We start from the raw sequence: 17,536 nt of genomic DNA, 5'->3' as shown, positions 1-17,536 counted from the left end.
TAATTAACAGCAGTAGGGTGGGCATTGCTCACCCTATATTAGTAGGAGGAGCGTTTATTTTACCAACAACAGAGCAAGCCTTTGCTTGTGTACGGGTTTGTCAAATGCTGTCAAATCTTTATAAAGACATCCGTTTATTTCGATTTGACGACACAACCGGGCAAGTTTACATCCTGGCTGGAGATGAACTCCAAGTCATTGTACTAAGTAATGGAATCTGGGATTTTGTCAATGAACCAGAATTATGAGCAAATGAGTTTTACAGAGTTGAGAGCTTACGTAGTGGAAAACCGCGAAGACATTGAAGCTCTACGTTTTTTAATGAGCAAACGTGACCCTAATTCTAAAGGCTATCCTATGCCTGTGACAGAAGCTGATATGCAAGCCCAGATGGAAATCATCAGGCGTAAGATTAATGGAGAACTTTGAGATTATTGTCTAATGCAGTAAGCATAATTAGGGTGGGTAAATCATACTCACCCTATTATTTTATTAACACTGCCGGATTTAGCTAAAGGCTATCTGGATCGATATTTAATTCTCGAAGTTTAGCAGCTAATCTTTGCGCTTTCTCTTCTACGGCTTGTCGTGCAGTTGCTTCCTCTTCATGGGTTAAGAGTATTTGACTCGTAGCTGGATTGTAAAAACGCAGTTTTCCGGCTTCCAGACGTAACTCTAGCCCCAAAACTTCACTAGGTAGAGATACCGTACCATCTGACAGGGTATTGGTTGCCACTGGGAAATAATTTCCATCGACCAAGTGTAAACCCTGGAGTTGTGGATTGAGATAATCGCCTGTGGGGTCATATTGGAAATATTCACACACTCCTAGAAAGGCATAAATTCCTTTCTTTGCACCTTGGTCTTTGCTGCGGGTGGCTTTTGAGGTAATCTCTAGAACAAAATCTGGGGTTTGATTATTTTCTTCCCAGGTTTTGTAAGAGCGTCTGTCACGGTTTTCTACTCCAAAGACTACAAATACATCTGGGGCTACGACTGATTCTGGATAACCTTTTTCGTAGTAAATAAATAGATTACCAGCGACGTATACATCTGGATGATTTTGAAAATAAATTTCCAGCACAGTGGTAGCGTATACGAGACACTTGCGCTGTAAATCACCTTCAGCCATTGGCTTCCCGTCCTCATCTGGGTACTCAATTGGGGTAACGGGGATATACTCTATTGAGACTGTCATCGGCAAATCCCTCAACTCAACTAGGGCTAGATTCAATAATATCGCTCAAAATCCTGTTGCCATGTTAATCATGTGCTGTGGGCTTCAAGTCTTGGGTATAAAAAAGTCTGCCATCCATTACAAGTAAATGCAATCATTAATCGATAACTACATCAGTTAGTAAATCATCCATTTCATCGCTCATTTCTTGGGTATAAGGAACAAGTCTAGAAGGCTTCTGCATAGCATCTTTCATCAAAAAGTTAAGGAAGAGGCCGATCATAATTAGTGCCCTCATCTTCATCAGCTTCATCAACATTATTGGTTTATTCTTGCTTTGAACTGAGCGTAAAACTCTTTGGGAGCCTCATCGAAATACTTAAATAGAGCAGGGCAAAGCCATCCTTCCCGATCTAAATCTGCACTGTAATACCAGTTACCTCCGTATTCTTCACGCCGCCAGTCAAACTTGAGTTGATAGCCAGGAAAGGGAGATGCAGAAAATACTAAACTGAACCCTGACTCTGCATCTGGAATCTGTGCCACCATTTTTTCAATAATTTCATCCGCCCCTGCTACGAAAGGCTCTCGAACTAGACTTACATTGTCATCGTCAAACACCCACATCTCGCCGAACTTATAGGGGTGAATAACCATAATTGAGTTCATAAAGTTTACCAGCAGTTAATACTGTTTCATTTTAATAATGATACAAATACGTTGGTAGAGGTACAGCAATTGGTATAAGTGCCAAATTTCCAGACTTTATGTAACTAACATTAAAAAAGACAGGCAACAAGCCTGTCTCGTAAGTAATGATTTAGCAGAGAATTTAGAAATTCATCTCAGCAGCTTGGACTTTTTCAACCTGCTTCTTCTTCAGCACAAGCATAACTTGAGCCAACATTACAAGAGCGATGAACGCAATCATCCATTTGACTCTAGATGCGTCTTGCAATACGATTTCTGCATCTATTTGACCGAATCCACCGACGTTCGGGTTGCTGGTCAAAGCATCACCAGTCTTAACTGCTTGCCCTTCGGAAACAAGTAGGTCTGGCCCTAAAGGAATCGTATCAACGACAACATCACCCGATTCAGGTTGGATGTTTACTAGATATTTGACGTTACCATCACCATCTTCCTCTTTGGCAATCTTGGTAATTGTGCCAGTAGCGGAAGCGTTGTAAACAGCGTTATTGCTCTTTTCGCCTGTGGGATAAACTTGTCCGCGTCCCCGATTACCACCTACGTGAACTGAATATTTACCGAAGTGGATGTTTTTGTCGGTTGCGGGGTTGGGAGAAAGAACTGGAAAGACGATTTCCTGATACTGTTCGCCAGGTAAAGGGCCGACGATGACGACGTTATCTTTGTCTTCGCTGTAGGGTTGGTAGAAAGTGTCGCCAACTTCTTCTTTAAGTTCTTCGGAAAGACGGTCTTCAGGAGCAATCTTAAAGCCTTCGGGTAGCATCAGTACAGCACCGACGTTCAAGCCAACCTTAGAACCATCAGCACCAACTTGCTGGGCGCTTAGATCGTAGGGGATTTTCACCACAGCTTTGAATACAGTGTCAGGTAGCACCGATTGGGGAACTTCCACTTCTGTAACCTTGGCGGCTAGGTGACAGTTGGCACAAACAATTCGCCCTGTTGGTTCGCGGGGGGTTTCGGGATAGGTTTGCTGTGCCCAAAAGGGATAGGCGGCAGCTGATTGGGGAAGGGCTAGATCGCTGGTGAAGTAAAATGTCACAGTAGCGATCGCTATGAGCAATGTTTTTACAATCGCTCTAGCACTGCGAGTTAATCTCGCTGTTAGGAAAACATTTCTCATCTCTATAAGGGCGACAATTGAATTAGTCATTAGTCATTGGTCATTAGTCATTAGTCATTAAGCCCTGAACAAAGGACAAATGACTAAGGACAAAATTATTAACCCCACCAAGGTGCATCACCTGTGCGGAAGTCGGTTTCAGTCCAAGGGGTTAAAACGATTTTGTCGTCGTTGACGCTGGTATGGGCTAAAGCCAGAGACAGAGGTGCTGGCCCCCGAACAACTTTACCAGTTTCGTCATACTGGGAACCATGACAAGGACACTTGAATTTGTTCTCAGCAACGTTCCAGGGAACTACACAACCTAAGTGGGTGCAGATGGCGTTAATGCCATAATCTTTGATCGCCTCTTTGCTGTCTACCACAATATAGGTAGGATCTCCCTTTAGTCCTTGGACTAGGTTGCGATCGCCTGCATTCCGGTTTTCGAGAAATTTAGTGACGCTAACATCGTTACCTAGCTCGTCTTTTGCCGTTACACCGCCACCGGCACCACCTGCTGCTGGTGGAATAAAGTACTTGACAACGGGATACAATGCACCCAGAGCTACTCCAGTGACAGTCCCAAAAGTGAGCAGATTCATGAACTGACGACGCCCCATATCGGGCACGTCTGCTGATTCAGAAAATTGAGCCATAATCTACGCGCTCTTTGTGTATTTTGTTAAGCATTTTGACAAAAGTACTAATACTTGAGCAACTCTTGTCTAAGTCGAAATGCTAGCGCTCACAACGATGCCATAATTCTTTGTTCCAAGATATAAAAAGCATCTTTTCTGTTAGCATTACATTTCTTTATATCCTTATCATACTGGAGTCACGGAACTTAACATCATAACTAAATGTAAAATCTGATTGAGAAAAGCTATGACAGGACAGGAATTACGCCAGATGTTGCTTGATAAGTGGGGATATTCTTACGATGTCCAGTTCCGACGGGCACAGGGAAAGATATTTTTGCAAGTAATGTGGAAATATCTAGAGCAAGCTTCTTTTCCCTTGAGTGAGACGGAGTACCAAGAACATCTCGATACCATTGCCAATTATCTTCATGCCTTGGGTGGTTCAACACAGGTAGAAACTTTTATTGCCCAAACCCGCGATCGCCCCCGGCTCGGCAAAGCTGTTAGCATCCCTCTAGATTTGGGCGAACGTTCTTCGGAATGGATATTGTGACCGATTATTGCATTAACGTTAATAAATTTCTAAGTATTTTCTAGTATTTTTTATTCAAAAATACCATATCGTCCTGTATAATCCTTTTACTTATTGGTAAGGTAAGAAAAAATACACGTTTTCAAGGAAAAAACAAATGGCTTTTATCTCAACATTTGAAATTCTTCTTAAGCCTCAACTTCCAAAGAGCATTACAAGTACAAGACCTGAACTTAGCCCGCTAGCGAGAACAGTTCTCCAGGGCTATTTCCTGACGATTTCTAATGTCACTAATGAACTCGTATCTCTGGCCCTTGTAGTTACAACCAGAACGCCCGGACTAGAGCCTGACAAAATTCTCACTCGTCTAGATACCACTGGTATAAATGGCCCTGTAAGCAGTGATTTTGACTCTATTGACCCTAAAGGAGAGATAAAAAAGTCACGCTTTACATTTCCCCTCAATGCTAATGATACAGGCTTATTTATTCTGCAACCGGATGCTACTAATAAGGAACTTGTAAAAGAGGCTAATTTTGAGTTGCGGGGTTATGTCGAGATATCCATTAGTTTAGTATCAACTCCTAAAACAGCTCAGTTGCTAATCACTCCTGAGCATCGAGGTACATTTTTTGGCACAGAGAAAGCCGAGCTAGGTGAGATTGCTTATGCCTTGCCTCTTGCTAATGGAAAAAGTCTATTTGAGTTAAGTAAAGATAGTTAACTCTATTTAATAGAAACTAGTTTAGAGGTTGTTTGAAAAGGGTCAGTTCGAGCCTTAAATGCAACTCAGAGAAGCGATCGCAAGTCCCATAGCCCTCATTATCTCGTTCAACTCCTCGATAGCCAGAGTAGTCAAGACGTTGGTTTTTTATTTTTTGGAAGTCTCTAATGCTTTTAAATCATCCAAGGTACAGAGCAAACGAGGCTTTTCAGGGTCAGTCAAATCTAACTGCTCCCAAGATATTGTGTAGCCACTGTGGATCTTGTGCGCCCCAAGGAAATGTAAGATCCTCAACCCAATTGCCCAAGCCGATAGTCTTTCTAACACAGCAGTGGTTCCAATCAGATATTCCTGAATAACCCATTCTTCACCCTGTTGTTCGGCATGTACTTCCTCAATGCGTCCGGCGGGTTTACCAGTTGAATCCAATACTTGTTTACCCAGTAGCAGTTCCAGATGAATTTCACGAGTTGCCATGTTCTGCCCCTGGAATTCGGCCAATAATGTGTTCCCGAAGCCATTTTTCATAAGCTAATGCCGGAGTTTTGTCAGCTTCAATCTCGACTTCGACATCAATACCAACATCTCGCACTTTTGACCACGGAATTCTAAAGGGTTCACTTTGTTTAGCACCCCAGCTACTTTCAATTGCTGCTACCCACCTTCCTAAACGCGGATGAATGCGTCGTGCAAGAGTTGTCATACCAGTTTCGATATAAAGGAGTCGTGGCGGTTCTCCATCGCGTAATTCTATGACAATGCCATCGACTTTGCCCAGATGGCGGCGATCGCTGTCAACTAATTGGTTATCAAGTACATCTCTAATAATGTTCATTTTCTATCACTTCCAGTTGATTATTAACGGTCACATACCAGCGATCACCCTCCAAGAATTTCTAGTGGAATAGCAACGATCGCTAACACGAATGTCAGCACAATTGTAAAGATCACAACACTATTACTTATCCAACCGTTGCGATACTTGCCGACATATAATTCATCGTTCATCAATACCAAAAATGGCACAATCACAGGCGGCAAAATCACTGCTGTAATCGCCATTGAAAACAAAGTCAATTGTAATGGGTCGATTCCAAATACCATTAATAAAGAAGCGAGAAAGACAAACACAGTGTAGACCAAACTAAAACGTGCGGCATCTTTTGGTTTCAGATTTTCGCCCCAATTCCAACCAAAGGATTGAGCAACAATATAAGCTGTGTCGAGAGTCACCTCCAGTGCTGCACCAAAACAAGCAATGCCCAAGGATGCTGCAAATAGGACAAAGCCCCAGTAACCAAAAGTTTCTGTCAACATCAACGCCGCTTGTTCGTAGCTATCTACCTCAACGCCTTTGGGTTTGAGTACTAGTGCTGACACAATCAGCACCCCTAGCGATACGACGCTACCAAAGCTCATTCCTAAACCGGCAACGGCGCGATTTACACCGATATACCCTTCATCCCATTTATCTTCTACTGCCCCAGATGAGTAAAAGTAAAATAAATAGGGGCTAATCAAAGCCCCCAAAATCCCAACTCCAAGATATAAATAATGAGCAATATCTTGTTGTGGCAGAGTTGGCAGCAAACCACTGCCAAGTTGTGTTAGAGATGGATGCAACTTAAAAGTAGCGACAACAAAAACTAGTGTCACCAACCCTAATACGGAAATACCATTTTCAATAATGCCAAAGTTGCCGTACCAAATTAGCAACCAAATTGCAAAGGCAACGGGTAAAGCATACCACTGAAAGCTAATACCCGTTAGCAGTTGTAAGGCAATACAAACACCACCGATTTCAGCTGCTAAAACTAGAAAATCAACTGCGATTTCTGCAATCAGTGGAATAATATAAAAATTAAACCCAAAACGTTCGCGCACCGCAGCAGCTAATGTATGCTTGCTAACTGCTGCTAACCGCCCAGACATTTCTACCAAAAAAATCACACAAATTGTACCCAGAATAATCGCCCAGATTAGTTGAAAGCCGAAAATAGATCCAGCCTCTGCTGCTGTAGCGATCGCACCCACATCTAAGAAGCCACCTATACTAGTCACAATGCCCAGCGCGATTTCAAAAACTTTCTTCATGGTTTATTCTGCTGTGGTAGTTGCGAGTCTAGTGTTCGTCCTTCTAGCGATAAGTCCCCAATTCTTTGTACCACTACAGAATAATTTTCTTGTTCAATTGCGGTTGATATTTGCTCTGTGATTTTTGCTAACCGTTTGATATGACCCAAAAGCGCTAACTTGTAAGGCTGGGGAATAGCTGTAGATGATTCTATTTGGGCTATGTTGTCGGTTTCTGTTTGGAACTCTTGCTGTGCTTTCTTCAGTGTTTGTTTCGCATAGACCTTTGGCACAGCACCTCGTACCCAAGCATCAGCAACCATTTTGCTTGTAGCTGTCCATGATTTTACAGTTTGTAGTTCTTGTGTAAGCCTATCTGTGGCTGCTTTGCTACAAGCGGTTAATAATGTCAACGCTAATAAATAACCTATAAATATCCTTTTCATCAGATGTCTGTCTTCGTAGCCCTCCTTAGAACTTAGCTGAATTCTAGTAAAAATTTACCATAGCCGTTGGTTTCGACTCCGCTCAACCAACTGAGCAGTCGAGAGTTGAGCGTATCGCTAAAGCGAAAGCTCCGCTAACGCGTAGCGTCTTGCAGAGAAGTCGAAACTCGTCAACAGAGGTATTTTTTTATGAGAAATCACCTTATTCACTGTCACCTATAACCTGTTCCAAATTTTATTTACCTGTAAGCTTCACCAGTCCAACACCGCCGAAATAAAGCGCTAAAACTGCTCCCGCTAAGAGACTTTGAGTCAAGGGGTCAGTAGAAGGCGTCAGAACAGCTCCTAAAACCACTGCTCCCATAATCACGTAACGCCAACCAGAAACCATTCGTTCTGACGAGACAATGTTCAAATTACCAAGCAACAGTTGAATAATGGGAATTTGAAATGCTAAACCTGTGCTGAATAACAGTAGCAGCACAAATTCAAAATATTTATCAATTGACCAAAGTTGTTCGACTACATCTGCTCCGTAGCTAATGAAAAATTTCAAGGCTGCGGGGATAAGGAGTAAATAGGCAAATACTAAACCTGCTCCAAACAGTACACTCGAACCCAAAACCACAGGCCCCAGTAAACGGCGTTCGCGGCGAGTCAGTCCTGGAAGCACAAACTGGATAATCTGGTAAAGAATGAAAGGACTAGCAAGTACGATGCCAGTGTAAGCTGCAACTTTCAGGGAGACAAAGAAATATTCTCCAGGTGCGAGTTGGAGAAATTTTACTCCTTGTGCTGGAACCTCAAGTAACTGGACAATCGGCTTAACGGCAAAGAAACAGCCAATAATGCCCACTGCTACGGCAATCAACGAATAGAAAATCCGTTGTCGCAATTCTTCTAGATGGTCGAAAAGGGACATTTCGACTTCACCAGGCAACTCATCAAGAGGATTGGTGTCTGAGTTGCCATATCCTTCTGGGTCGAGGTTAGGAACGTTTACAGTATCTACGTCTTGTGAAGGCGTCACTTCGCTTCGCTCCGAATTGAAAATTCAAAATTCAAAATTAACAATGCCATAAATAAATTTAGGGGATTGTATCTTTTTTTCGGTCATCGACCATTTTGCTGACTCAGCACTCTTCATTATTTTATCTGGGGAATGCAGCTACTAAGATATGTTTTTGGGTGCTGTGGGTTTTTTGTCCTGTTTTTTGGGTTTGCATCTGCATAAGTTAGTAGGAAGACATCTTGTAGGCAATGCCTAACCTAAAATAGAAAGGGTGGAACCGATAAATTATAAATCATGTCTCTGCGGCTAGTAGTCTGTCCGATTAATTCTGATGAGTTTGTAAGTAAGCACTTCAGTGTTTAGAGAATTAAGAACTAAAATCCTTACTACGAGCTGGCTTACCCATCAATTTAAACTTGACAGACTACTGCGCTGAGTAAATTAGCACAATATCAACATTTAATACTCAGTTTGAAAAATCCGGTTTATCTAGGTGACATCTATACAGATGGTAATCGGAAATTGTTAACTGAGGTTGGGTATGAAGCGGATAATTTGCATTGCCCTCATGGCATTGCCTGTTCATTTTTACAATGTTGGGCTAGGCAATACTTCTAGTAGTGACGTGGCAACTGTTAAAAACCAGTATCCCACAATACCTGCTCTAATTGCTCGCAGTACAAATGCTCAATTACGCATTTTGCCGTGGCAAATATCGGCTAGAGATGACCAAACCGAAGATTGCCTTCGGTTTGGTACTTGCAAAGATTAGACTTCTTGCAGAAATAGGGGAAAGGGTAAGGGGTAAAGGGGAAAGAGATGGAATTTCCTCTTACCCTTTAACCTTTACCCTTTCCCCAACCGGAAAGCAAAAGTCACTTTTGCAAGAGGTCTATTGATACTAATTCGTAATTCGTAATTACGGCAGCCCCATCATCAAAGAAAATTAATGGTTGTAGAAAATCAACGTACAGTAGTGGTTACAGGAGCCTCAACAGGAATTGGTCAGGCTACTGCTTTGCTTTTAGACCAATTGGGCTTCTCGGTTTTTGCTGGAGTGCGTCAAGATGTTGATGCTCAAACACTTAAACAGAAAGGATCGCCAAGGCTGATTCCGATTTTTTTAGATGTTACTGATGCTGAATCGATCGCAGCTGCGGTTGATACGGTAACAAATGCAGTTGGTGGTGTGGGAATTTTAGGTTTAGTGAATAATGCCGGAATTGCTGTTCCTGGGCCGTTAGAATTATTAGCGATCGCTGAATTTCAACACCAGATGCAGGTTAATGTCACTGGACAATTAGCTGTGACACAAGCATTTCTGGGTCTTTTACGCCAAAGTCGGGGCCGAATTATCAATATGGGTTCCATTTCTGGTAGAAGTCCAACGCCGTTTTTGGGCGCTTATAATGCTTCTAAATTTGCCTTGGAAGCACTCACTGATGTGATGCGGATGGAGTTACGACCTTGGGGAATCTCGGTTTCAATTATTGAACCTGGTTCTATTGCTACCCCAATCTGGGAAAAGTCTCTTAGTCAATCTGAAATAGCACAATACGATTTACCACAATCGGCACAAAATCTCTACGGTCAAGCAATGAATATTGTCCGCAAGAAAATGCAGATTCTCGCATCTAAGGGAATTTCTGCGGATATTGTGGCTCAAGTTGTTGTCCATGCGCTGACTGCAAAAAAACCCAAGACGCGCTATCTTGTTGGACAGGATGCCAAAATTGGAGCGCTGATCAAGCATATTTTGCCCGATCGGCTACATGACAGGATAATTTTATACTCAATGGGGCTGTAGATTCCTGATTGTCAATACTTCAGATGTCATCACTCTGAATGCAAAGGCTGTCATTAACAAAATCATGGTTTTATTATGAAAATCATGATTTTCATTCACAAAGTTATGGTTTTCATCAAAAAAATCATATTTTTATCAACAAAATTATGGTTTTCATCAAAAAAATCATATTTTCATTAACAAAATCATGATTTTCATCAATAAAATCGTGCTGATTTCAGAACGAGAAGCAAAATCTAGTCAAAAAGTGACTTTGAACTCAATTTGACTTAATCAACGTTTTTGCTAAAAGCCTTATGTTATAAGGATTGTAGATTATTTTTTTGTAAAATTAACGAAAGCTTGTTAATAAATCAAGCTGACGATCGGTTCAAGAGAGCGACAAAACTGTACTTAACAGTACCTTTTTTTGTGTTGGATATTTTTAATATTCATAAGAGTACCTTATTTAATCTTAGATATTTTTGCTATTTGTACTTATAGTAGTATTTTTGCTTACTTTAACTAAGACATCCCGATCGAGATGTGCTAGATCGAACATAGATATAATCAATTATCCTGAATGCTGCTAGTTTAGTTAATAGTTTGATTAGAATAAGGCATAAATTACCTAAAATCAATATATTTATCTACTAGTAAATTTTTGTATCCCCATTCCTGAGTGAACTTGATTAGTTATGCTCCTAGATTTAGAAAGATTTTATCAAGCTTGCAATCCGAGCAGACCTCTAATTATAGGAAACCCTAGCGATCGCAGGTACTATATCGATTTTGCTGCGGTGCGGGGTGGCAAAATTATCGAAGCTTTGCAGCGGACAATCGCTAGAATATCGCCAGATATCCCAACCTGTCAACTATTTACCGGACATCTCGGCTGTGGGAAATCAACAGAGTTGTTGCGCCTGAAAGCTGAATTAGAAGTGCAGCAATTTCAGGTAGTTTACTTTGAGTCTACCCATGTCTTAGAAATGGCTGATGTGGATGTGACTGATATTTTGTTAGCGATTGCAGGCCAGGTGAGTGAAAGCCTAGAAGCGATGAAAATTAGGCTCAAGCCTCGTTACTTTAGTAAGTTGTTTGGTGAAGTTGTGGATTTCTTGCAGACACCAATTGACGTTGGGGTAGAAGCAGAGTTGTCTGTAGGGATTGCCAAAATTACAGCTAAAACAAAAGAAAGTCCCCAATTGCGGCGGCGGTTAAGAGATTATTTAGAACCGCGAACCGCAAATATTTTACAGTCAATTAATCAAGAATTATTAGAACCTGCCAACAAAGAACTCAAAACCAGGGGTAAAAAAGGATTGGTGGTAATTGTTGATAACTTGGATCGAGTCGCAATTCGACCTTTACCATCGGGGCGATCGCTGCCAGAATATTTATTTATTCAGCGTGGCGAACAGTTACGCAAACTGAATTGTCATGTAGTCTATACTATTCCTTTAGCCTTGACTTTCTCCAACGATAGCGCCGAACTTCAGCATCGTTTGGGCGGTGGAGTTGCCCCAAAAATGTTACCGATGATACCTGTGCGTTTGCGCTCTGGCGAGATTTTTCCCCAAGGGCTAGCAATGATGCGACAAATGGTGCTAGCTAGAGCTTTTCCAGACATTTTACCTAGCGATCGGTTAGGCTTAATTACAGAGGTGTTTGATAGTTTAGAAACCTTAGACCGATTGTGCCTAATGAGTGGGGGTCATGTACGCGACTTATTAGGTTTACTGTTTGACTGTCTGCGAGAACAAGATCCACCCTTTGAGCGGGAATGTGTCGAACTGGTAATTCAAAGACAGCGGGATTACCGAGCCAACGCTATCGACCCCCATGAATGGGAATTAATCTTTCAGGTGGTGCAACAGCAACGAGTTAGAGGTGATATAGAATACCACACCCTCTTGCGAAGTCTATTTGTATTTGAATATCGCGATCATCAGGGAGCTTGGTTTGCCGTCAACCCAGTTTTAGCAGAGACGGAAAAATTTAAATCATGGTTGAACGACACGCACAAGTAGATATAACAGCAGCTAATGAGCGGGCTTTACGAAGTTTGGGGAGAGCAATTACCCTTTCTAGCGGTCAATTTTCCCTGGTTTTGGTGTGCTGCAATTATCGAGTTTTGCAAGAGCTTATGCTGCAACGACTCGAAGAACTCTCTTCAGGAGTACACCACATTCAAAAGGTAGTTCTGCCGCATAATGCCAGAAGTCTTTACACAAGTATTCATTTACAACTGCTAACCGAAGCTAATCCGCCATCGGCGTTGATGATTTTGGGTTTAGAGTCAGTAGATGGACTCGACGATTTTCTGAGGTCTATTAATCATATTCGGGATGAATTTCGCAAACGCCACCCATTTCCAATGATTGTCTGGATGAATGAGGAAGTGTTGCAAAAGGTAGTCCGTTTAGCACCAGATTTTGCTAGTTGGGCGGCGACACCGATTCGGTTTGAAATGACAACTCAATCACTGCTGCAATTTCTGCAACAGGAAACTGACTCTTTATTTGCTACGGTGTTAGCAAACGATGCTGCACAACACCAACCTCCTCAACTTGCAAAGCATTATTCTACTGTCGAGCAAGTCTGGGAACATAGTTATGAACTCCACTTTGCCATTAGAGAGTTGCACAATCGTGGTATTACCTTAGAGCCAGAACTACACGCCAGTTTAGAATTTGTTTTTGGTCTAGATAATTATATTAGCGATCGCATCAATACAGGTTTAAGCCATTTTCAGCAAAGCTTGCAAGTTTGGCAGAAGTTGGCAGAGAAAGGGGGAGTAGGGGAGCAGAGGGGCAGAGGGGCAGGGGAGCAGGGGAGCAGGGGAGCAGAGGGAAATCAGGGGGATAAAGAAGTATTTTCTTCTTCATCTCCTCCATCTCCCCCATCTCCTTTACTGCTGCGACAGGGAATCTTACTGTTTTATATTGGGTTGTGTTATTGCCGTTTTGCAGAGCAAAATCAAATAGAAAACCGCCGCCATTGGTACACTGCTAAATCTTATTTTCAGCAGTGCTTGAATATTTTGCAGATAGCTGGGCGTTTGGATATAGTTGCTGGATTTATTAATCAACTCGCTGAGGTTTTGCAATATCTGCAAGAGTGGGAAGAATTGCAGACTGTTGCTCAAAAGTCTTTGGAGTTACATCAAACCTATGGTAGTCAAATCCAATTAGCTTGTGACTACGGTTTTCTGGCGCAAGTAGCTGTGGAGCAGTCGCGGTGGGTACAGGCGAGTATCTTAGCACACGTATCGCTGCTGAAATTAGGTGAGGCGCAAAAGCAGAACGACCCTTATAACTGCTTATTTCCATTATTATTGGCGCAGATTTACTATTTAGTATTGGCAAAAGCACAGCGAAATGTCGGCGAGCTAGAAGTTGCTCGTGAATATCTCGACAAGGCGACAAAAGAACTGCCGGCAGCCTTAGAAAGCAGTGCCCATCAATACGATGCCCATCGTTATATTCGCTTATTGCGGAGACTGCGATCGCTCTACTTTGAAGAAGGGCGATATTTAGAAGCCTATTACATTCGACAGAAACGCCGTTCTGTTGAGCAACAGTACGGTTTTCGGGCTTTTATTGGTGCAGGGCGCTTGCAACCCCAAAGACAGGCAACAAACCCAGCATTAATGTCACCTTCTGGAAGTAGTAGCATTGCTTTAGAAATTGCTGCTTCTGGTCGAGAGCGTGATATTAATAACTTAATTGGCAGAATTAGCCGCGCCGATCAAAAGTTGACCGTGATTCACGGTCAATCGGGGGTGGGTAAGAGTTCCACTGTCACGGCGGGCTTAGTTCCAGCGCTGCAAAATCGAGCCATTGGCGATCAAATAGCCGTGCCTGTGGTACTGCAAGTTTATACCGATTGGGCACGGGAATTAGGGAAGTCTTTAAGTGAGGCGATGTTTAGTGACGCATCCCTAGCGATTTACGCTGATATTAATCCAGAAGCAGCCATTGAAGCGGAGGCTTTACCTTACTCTGACACACCGTTCACCATTGCTAGCATTTTACAACAACTCCAAGAGAATGCCGATCGCCATTTGATTACAGTTTTAATTTTTGACCAGTTTGAAGAATTTTTCTTTGGTTATAGCGATCGCAATCAAAAGCAAGAGTTTGATAAATTTATTAGCGACTGCCTCAATATACCCTTTGTTAAAGTCATCCTTTCCTTACGAGAAGATTATTTACATCGGTTATTAGATTTCAAACATCTCTCGGCACTGGAAGCGATTAACAATAATATTCTCGACAAGCATATTCGCTACCAGTTAAATAATTTTTCGCCAGAATATGCGAAAGCAATTATCCAAAAATTGACCGAGCGATCGCAGTTTAATTTAGAACCCGCTTTAATTGATGCTTTAATCGAAGATTTATCCACAGAATTTGGAGAAGTCCGCCCCATTGAATTACAAGTTGTGGGAGCGCAAATTCAAGATGAGCGCATTACTACCCTAGAAGAATATCAACCATATAGACCGAACAAACTCATCGAGCGATATATCAAGGAACTGATTAAAGACTGCGGCCCAGAAAATGAACGAGCCGCGTTACTTGTCTTATATTTATTAACAGATGAAAGCAACAATCGGCCTTTTAAAACTCGTGCTGAGTTAGCGGCGCAGCTAGCAGAATTAGAAGATGCTGACAAATTAGAGTTAGTCTTAGAAATTTTAGTGCGCTCCGGTTTAGTGGTTCTTTTTCCTGATGTCCCAGAACGCTATCAACTGATTCACGATTATTTAGTAGACTTGATTCGCTATCTGCAACAACAAGAATCGAGCTTACAGGTACAACTAAATCAGTTGCGCTACAAAGTAGAACAAAGTAAAGCTGAGATTGAGCGACTTAAGAGCGAACTTAGTCAAAATAAGCAGCGTTCTAAATTGGTAACTCCTCATCCCCAACAGGGAGTAGACTTATTAACAGAATTGCGAGAATTACACAAACGGGAAGAATTAAGTCAGTTAGAAATTGAGCAATTACGAGCTGAACTTAAAGAAAAAGAGTTAACAGCTAAACTTGCCGAAAGTCAAAAGAAACAAAGGCTTAGTGAAGCTCAATTAAATCGTTCGCTGAAAATTGCTCTAACCGCTTCCGTTCTCGCCATCTTAGGATTAAGTGTTTCCATAGTGACAGCGGTAGATAGCGAAATTAAAACTCTCAGTGCATCTAGTGAAGCCCTCTTTGCCTCGCAAAAAGGTATTGATGCTTTAAAAGAAGCTTTAAAAGCAGGGAGAAAATTACAACAAACAGTCTGGGTAGATTCCTATACAAGAGAGCAAGTACAGACGGCGCTCTATCAAGCAGTTTCAGGGGTCAGAGAATATAACCGCTTGGATGGGCATATATCTGGGGTAAATAGTGCTACATTCAGCAGCGATCGCTCTTTAATTGCCTCAGCCAGTGCGGATACTACAATAAAACTTTGGCTTCCCGATGGTAGCTTAGTCAAAACCTTGTCGGGACATGAGGATGTAGTTAATAGCGTTAGTTTCAGCCCAGATAGTCAAATCATTGCTTCCGCCAGTCAAGACAAGACGATAAAACTTTGGAGTCGAGAAGGTGAACTGCTTGCTACCTTCTTAGGGCATCAGGGTGTGGTGAATAGTGTTAGTTTCAGCCCAGATGGCCAGATTATTGCTTCAGCGAGTACAGACAAAACAGTGAAACTGTGGAGTCGCGATGGTAAACTGCTCAAAACCTTGCAAGGACATGATGGTGCAGTCTTAAGTGTCGCTTGGTCAAATGATGGTCAAACCTTAGCTTCTGGGAGTGCTGATAAAACGGCGAAACTGTGGAGTCGGGATGGTAAACTGCTCAAAACCTTGCAGGGACATGAGGATGCAGTCAAAAGTGTAGCTTGGTCGCCGGATGGGAAAGCGATCGCCTCTGCTAGTTTAGACCAGACAATCAAACTGTGGAATGTTGAGGGGAAACTCTTGCGAACCTTATCGGGACATAGTGCTGGAGTTACCAGCGTCAGTTTTAGCCGCGATGGTAACACGATCGCTTCTGCAAGTACTGATGAAACAATCAAACTCTGGAGTTCTGAAGGTGTGCTGCTAGGAACCCTGAAAGGACATAACAATTGGGTTAACAGTGTCAGCTTCAGCCCAGACGGTCGCACCCTTGCTTCCGCCAGTCGGGACAAAACTATTAAACTTTGGCATTGGGATGATGTGTTACTGCGAAAGCCGAAAGCCGATAATGATGACTGGGTAACTAGCATCAGTTTTAGCCCAGACGATCGCACCTTGGCAGCAGCAAGCCGAGACAAAACTGTAAAACTTTTCAATCGAGACGGTAAACTACTGCGTATATTAACGGGGCATCAGGGTCAAGTTTGGGGTGTAGCTTGGTCGCCCGATGGTCAAGTAATTGCCTCGGCTAGTAAAGATAAAACAGTGAAGCTTTGGAATGGTGACGGTCAATTGCTTAACACCTTACAGGGTCATAATGATGCCATTTTGAGTGTAGCTTGGTCGCCTGACAGTCAAGTAATTGCCTCCGCTAGTAAAGATAAAACAGTAAAACTTTGGAGTAGGAACGGTAAACTGCTTAACACCTTGCAGGGACATCAAGAAGCGGTGAATTGGGTAAGCTTTAGCCCAGATGGCAAGTTGCTAGCCTCAGCCAGCGATGATAAAACCGCGAACATCTGGAGTTTACAGGGTAAATTGCTATACACATTAACTGGTCATAGCCGCCGGGTAAATGGGGTTGCTTGGTCGCCTGATGGTCAAAGCATTGCCTCAGTGAGTATTGATAGCACAGTGAAGATTTGGAATCGAGACGGTCAGTTGCTAGATAATCTTACGGGCGATGGCGATAGTTTTATCAGCGTCAGTTTTAGCCCCGATGGCAAGACTCTGGCAGCTAGCAGTGATGACAAAGTGAGGATTTGGAACCGAGAAGGAACGTTGCTGATTGCTTTGAAAGGCGATAAAGATGAGTTAACCAGCGTCAGTTTCAGCCATGACGGCAAGACTCTGGCTGCGGGTAGTGGTAATAGCACAGTAATTTTCCGAGATTTAGCAGATATCCAACTGGATAAATTGCTGGCGCGGGGTTGCGATTTGCTACATGATTATTTGCAGACTAACCAGAAAGTAATTAAGAGCGATCGCGCCTTGTGTTCTAGTAGGTGATAGCCTATTTGATTATCAAATTTACTTTTTATTTTTGCCTAGACAAAAAACATCTAGAAAAAAGTCTCAAATCTATATACAGAGAGATTTTGACATCGTTTTGCCTGGTTTATTGATATATCTAGGTTTGAGCCATTTCTGAGATAATG

General features: G+C 42.3%; 18 protein-coding genes. 8 read left to right on the top strand and 10 right to left on the bottom strand.

Translation table 11 applies throughout. The features are described 5' to 3' along the window. Positions 1–17: 17 nt before the first annotated feature. Entirely contained in the window at positions 18–248 is a 231-nt protein-coding gene (locus tag V7K53_RS30735) for a DUF6888 family protein (protein WP_335192985.1), read from the top strand. After that, positions 232–429, top strand: a complete 198-nt coding sequence (locus tag V7K53_RS30730; protein ID WP_069070282.1) for a DUF6887 family protein — start codon at positions 232–234, stop codon at positions 427–429. The genes V7K53_RS30735 and V7K53_RS30730 overlap by 17 nt, the downstream gene beginning before the upstream one ends. An 82-nt stretch (positions 430–511) precedes the next feature. On the opposite strand, the gene V7K53_RS30725 is transcribed toward V7K53_RS30730, so the two are convergent. From V7K53_RS30725 to petC, 5 genes are all read right to left on the bottom strand, one after another. Beyond that, a complete protein-coding gene (locus V7K53_RS30725; RefSeq protein WP_335201262.1) occupies positions 512–1,198 on the bottom strand; it encodes a Uma2 family endonuclease in 687 nt (228 codons plus the stop codon). A gap of 136 nt (positions 1,199–1,334) precedes the next feature. Next, positions 1,335–1,460: a hypothetical protein gene (locus V7K53_RS30720; RefSeq protein ID WP_335201261.1), complete on the bottom strand. Its 126-nt coding sequence runs from the start codon at positions 1,458–1,460 to the stop codon at positions 1,335–1,337. 35 nt (positions 1,461–1,495) lie between these two features. After that, positions 1,496–1,846 (bottom strand): DUF6717 family protein, encoded by a 351-nt coding sequence (locus V7K53_RS30715; RefSeq protein ID WP_335201260.1) that lies wholly within the window; start codon positions 1,844–1,846, stop codon positions 1,496–1,498. Between the two features lie 163 nt (positions 1,847–2,009). Further along, complete coding sequence (petA, locus tag V7K53_RS30710; protein ID WP_292734102.1) at positions 2,010–3,011, bottom strand: cytochrome f; 1,002 nt, start codon at positions 3,009–3,011, stop codon at positions 2,010–2,012. 98 nt (positions 3,012–3,109) lie between these two features. After that, positions 3,110–3,649 (bottom strand): cytochrome b6-f complex iron-sulfur subunit, encoded by a 540-nt coding sequence (gene petC, locus V7K53_RS30705; RefSeq protein WP_292816980.1) that lies wholly within the window; start codon positions 3,647–3,649, stop codon positions 3,110–3,112. A 229-nt stretch (positions 3,650–3,878) separates the two neighbouring features. Here petC and V7K53_RS30700 point away from each other — a divergent pair, with 229 nt between their 5' ends. Continuing rightward, positions 3,879–4,187 carry a DUF3067 family protein gene (locus V7K53_RS30700; protein WP_335201259.1) on the top strand — a complete coding sequence of 103 codons (309 nt, stop codon included), beginning with the start codon at positions 3,879–3,881 and terminating at the stop codon, positions 4,185–4,187. Positions 4,188–4,323: 136 nt separating this feature from the next. Continuing rightward, a complete protein-coding gene (locus tag V7K53_RS30695; RefSeq protein ID WP_335192993.1) occupies positions 4,324–4,890 on the top strand; it encodes a hypothetical protein in 567 nt (188 codons plus the stop codon). A gap of 147 nt (positions 4,891–5,037) precedes the next feature. Here V7K53_RS30695 and V7K53_RS30690 read toward each other — a convergent pair whose 3' ends face one another. The 5 genes from V7K53_RS30690 to tatC form a co-directional block, all read right to left on the bottom strand. Continuing rightward, positions 5,038–5,367 carry a hypothetical protein gene (locus V7K53_RS30690; protein ID WP_335201258.1) on the bottom strand — a complete coding sequence of 110 codons (330 nt, stop codon included), beginning with the start codon at positions 5,365–5,367 and terminating at the stop codon, positions 5,038–5,040. Next, entirely contained in the window at positions 5,354–5,725 is a 372-nt protein-coding gene (locus V7K53_RS30685; protein ID WP_335192997.1) for a hypothetical protein, read from the bottom strand. Before V7K53_RS30685 ends, V7K53_RS30690 begins: the two co-directional genes overlap by 14 nt. 44 nt (positions 5,726–5,769) lie before the next feature. Continuing rightward, complete coding sequence (locus V7K53_RS30680) at positions 5,770–6,984, bottom strand: NRAMP family divalent metal transporter (protein WP_335201257.1); 1,215 nt, start codon at positions 6,982–6,984, stop codon at positions 5,770–5,772. Then, a complete protein-coding gene (locus V7K53_RS30675) occupies positions 6,981–7,409 on the bottom strand; it encodes a hypothetical protein (RefSeq protein WP_335201256.1) in 429 nt (142 codons plus the stop codon). The genes V7K53_RS30680 and V7K53_RS30675 overlap by 4 nt, the downstream gene beginning before the upstream one ends. A 235-nt stretch (positions 7,410–7,644) precedes the next feature. Then, positions 7,645–8,439, bottom strand: a complete 795-nt coding sequence (gene tatC / locus V7K53_RS30670; RefSeq protein WP_335201255.1) for a twin-arginine translocase subunit TatC — start codon at positions 8,437–8,439, stop codon at positions 7,645–7,647. A 523-nt stretch (positions 8,440–8,962) separates the two neighbouring features. Here tatC and V7K53_RS30665 point away from each other — a divergent pair. From V7K53_RS30665 to V7K53_RS30650, 4 genes are all read left to right on the top strand, one after another. Continuing rightward, positions 8,963–9,193: a hypothetical protein gene (locus V7K53_RS30665; protein WP_335201254.1), complete on the top strand. Its 231-nt coding sequence runs from the start codon at positions 8,963–8,965 to the stop codon at positions 9,191–9,193. Between the two features lie 177 nt (positions 9,194–9,370). Beyond that, positions 9,371–10,228 carry an SDR family oxidoreductase gene (locus V7K53_RS30660; RefSeq protein WP_335201253.1) on the top strand — a complete coding sequence of 286 codons (858 nt, stop codon included), beginning with the start codon at positions 9,371–9,373 and terminating at the stop codon, positions 10,226–10,228. A 677-nt stretch (positions 10,229–10,905) separates the two neighbouring features. Further along, the gene (locus V7K53_RS30655) at positions 10,906–12,237 is read left to right on the top strand and encodes a P-loop NTPase fold protein (RefSeq protein ID WP_335201251.1); all 1,332 of its coding nucleotides are present in this window, start codon (positions 10,906–10,908) and stop codon (positions 12,235–12,237) included. Then, positions 12,213–17,387 carry an nSTAND1 domain-containing NTPase gene (locus V7K53_RS30650; protein WP_335201249.1) on the top strand — a complete coding sequence of 1,725 codons (5,175 nt, stop codon included), beginning with the start codon at positions 12,213–12,215 and terminating at the stop codon, positions 17,385–17,387. Before V7K53_RS30655 ends, V7K53_RS30650 begins: the two co-directional genes overlap by 25 nt. The last annotated feature ends 149 nt before the right edge of the window (positions 17,388–17,536 follow it).

Source organism: Nostoc sp., from assembly GCF_036917355.1.
GTDB lineage: Bacteria > Cyanobacteriota > Cyanobacteriia > Cyanobacteriales > Nostocaceae > Nostoc.
This window is presented reverse-complemented; position numbering and strand designations above follow the sequence as displayed.

What these genes read in the sequence shown, in the direction of transcription:
- V7K53_RS30675 (WP_335201256.1), bottom strand. Translation starts at nt 7,409, where the DNA reads ATGAAAAGGATATTTATAGGTTATTTATTAGCGTTGACATTATTAACC.
- V7K53_RS30655 (WP_335201251.1), top strand. Translation starts at nt 10,906, where the DNA reads ATGCTCCTAGATTTAGAAAGATTTTATCAAGCTTGCAATCCGAGCAGA.
- V7K53_RS30680 (WP_335201257.1), bottom strand. Translation starts at nt 6,984, where the DNA reads ATGAAGAAAGTTTTTGAAATCGCGCTGGGCATTGTGACTAGTATAGGT.
- V7K53_RS30665 (WP_335201254.1), top strand. Translation starts at nt 8,963, where the DNA reads ATGAAGCGGATAATTTGCATTGCCCTCATGGCATTGCCTGTTCATTTT.
- V7K53_RS30650 (WP_335201249.1), top strand. Translation starts at nt 12,213, where the DNA reads ATGGTTGAACGACACGCACAAGTAGATATAACAGCAGCTAATGAGCGG.
- V7K53_RS30695 (WP_335192993.1), top strand. Translation starts at nt 4,324, where the DNA reads ATGGCTTTTATCTCAACATTTGAAATTCTTCTTAAGCCTCAACTTCCA.
- V7K53_RS30685 (WP_335192997.1), bottom strand. Translation starts at nt 5,725, where the DNA reads ATGAACATTATTAGAGATGTACTTGATAACCAATTAGTTGACAGCGAT.
- V7K53_RS30730 (WP_069070282.1), top strand. Translation starts at nt 232, where the DNA reads ATGAACCAGAATTATGAGCAAATGAGTTTTACAGAGTTGAGAGCTTAC.
- V7K53_RS30720 (WP_335201261.1), bottom strand. Translation starts at nt 1,460, where the DNA reads ATGATCGGCCTCTTCCTTAACTTTTTGATGAAAGATGCTATGCAGAAG.
- V7K53_RS30700 (WP_335201259.1), top strand. Translation starts at nt 3,879, where the DNA reads ATGACAGGACAGGAATTACGCCAGATGTTGCTTGATAAGTGGGGATAT.
- V7K53_RS30715 (WP_335201260.1), bottom strand. Translation starts at nt 1,846, where the DNA reads ATGAACTCAATTATGGTTATTCACCCCTATAAGTTCGGCGAGATGTGG.
- V7K53_RS30690 (WP_335201258.1), bottom strand. Translation starts at nt 5,367, where the DNA reads ATGGCAACTCGTGAAATTCATCTGGAACTGCTACTGGGTAAACAAGTA.
- V7K53_RS30725 (WP_335201262.1), bottom strand. Translation starts at nt 1,198, where the DNA reads ATGACAGTCTCAATAGAGTATATCCCCGTTACCCCAATTGAGTACCCA.
- petA (WP_292734102.1), bottom strand. Translation starts at nt 3,011, where the DNA reads ATGAGAAATGTTTTCCTAACAGCGAGATTAACTCGCAGTGCTAGAGCG.
- V7K53_RS30660 (WP_335201253.1), top strand. Translation starts at nt 9,371, where the DNA reads ATGGTTGTAGAAAATCAACGTACAGTAGTGGTTACAGGAGCCTCAACA.
- petC (WP_292816980.1), bottom strand. Translation starts at nt 3,649, where the DNA reads ATGGCTCAATTTTCTGAATCAGCAGACGTGCCCGATATGGGGCGTCGT.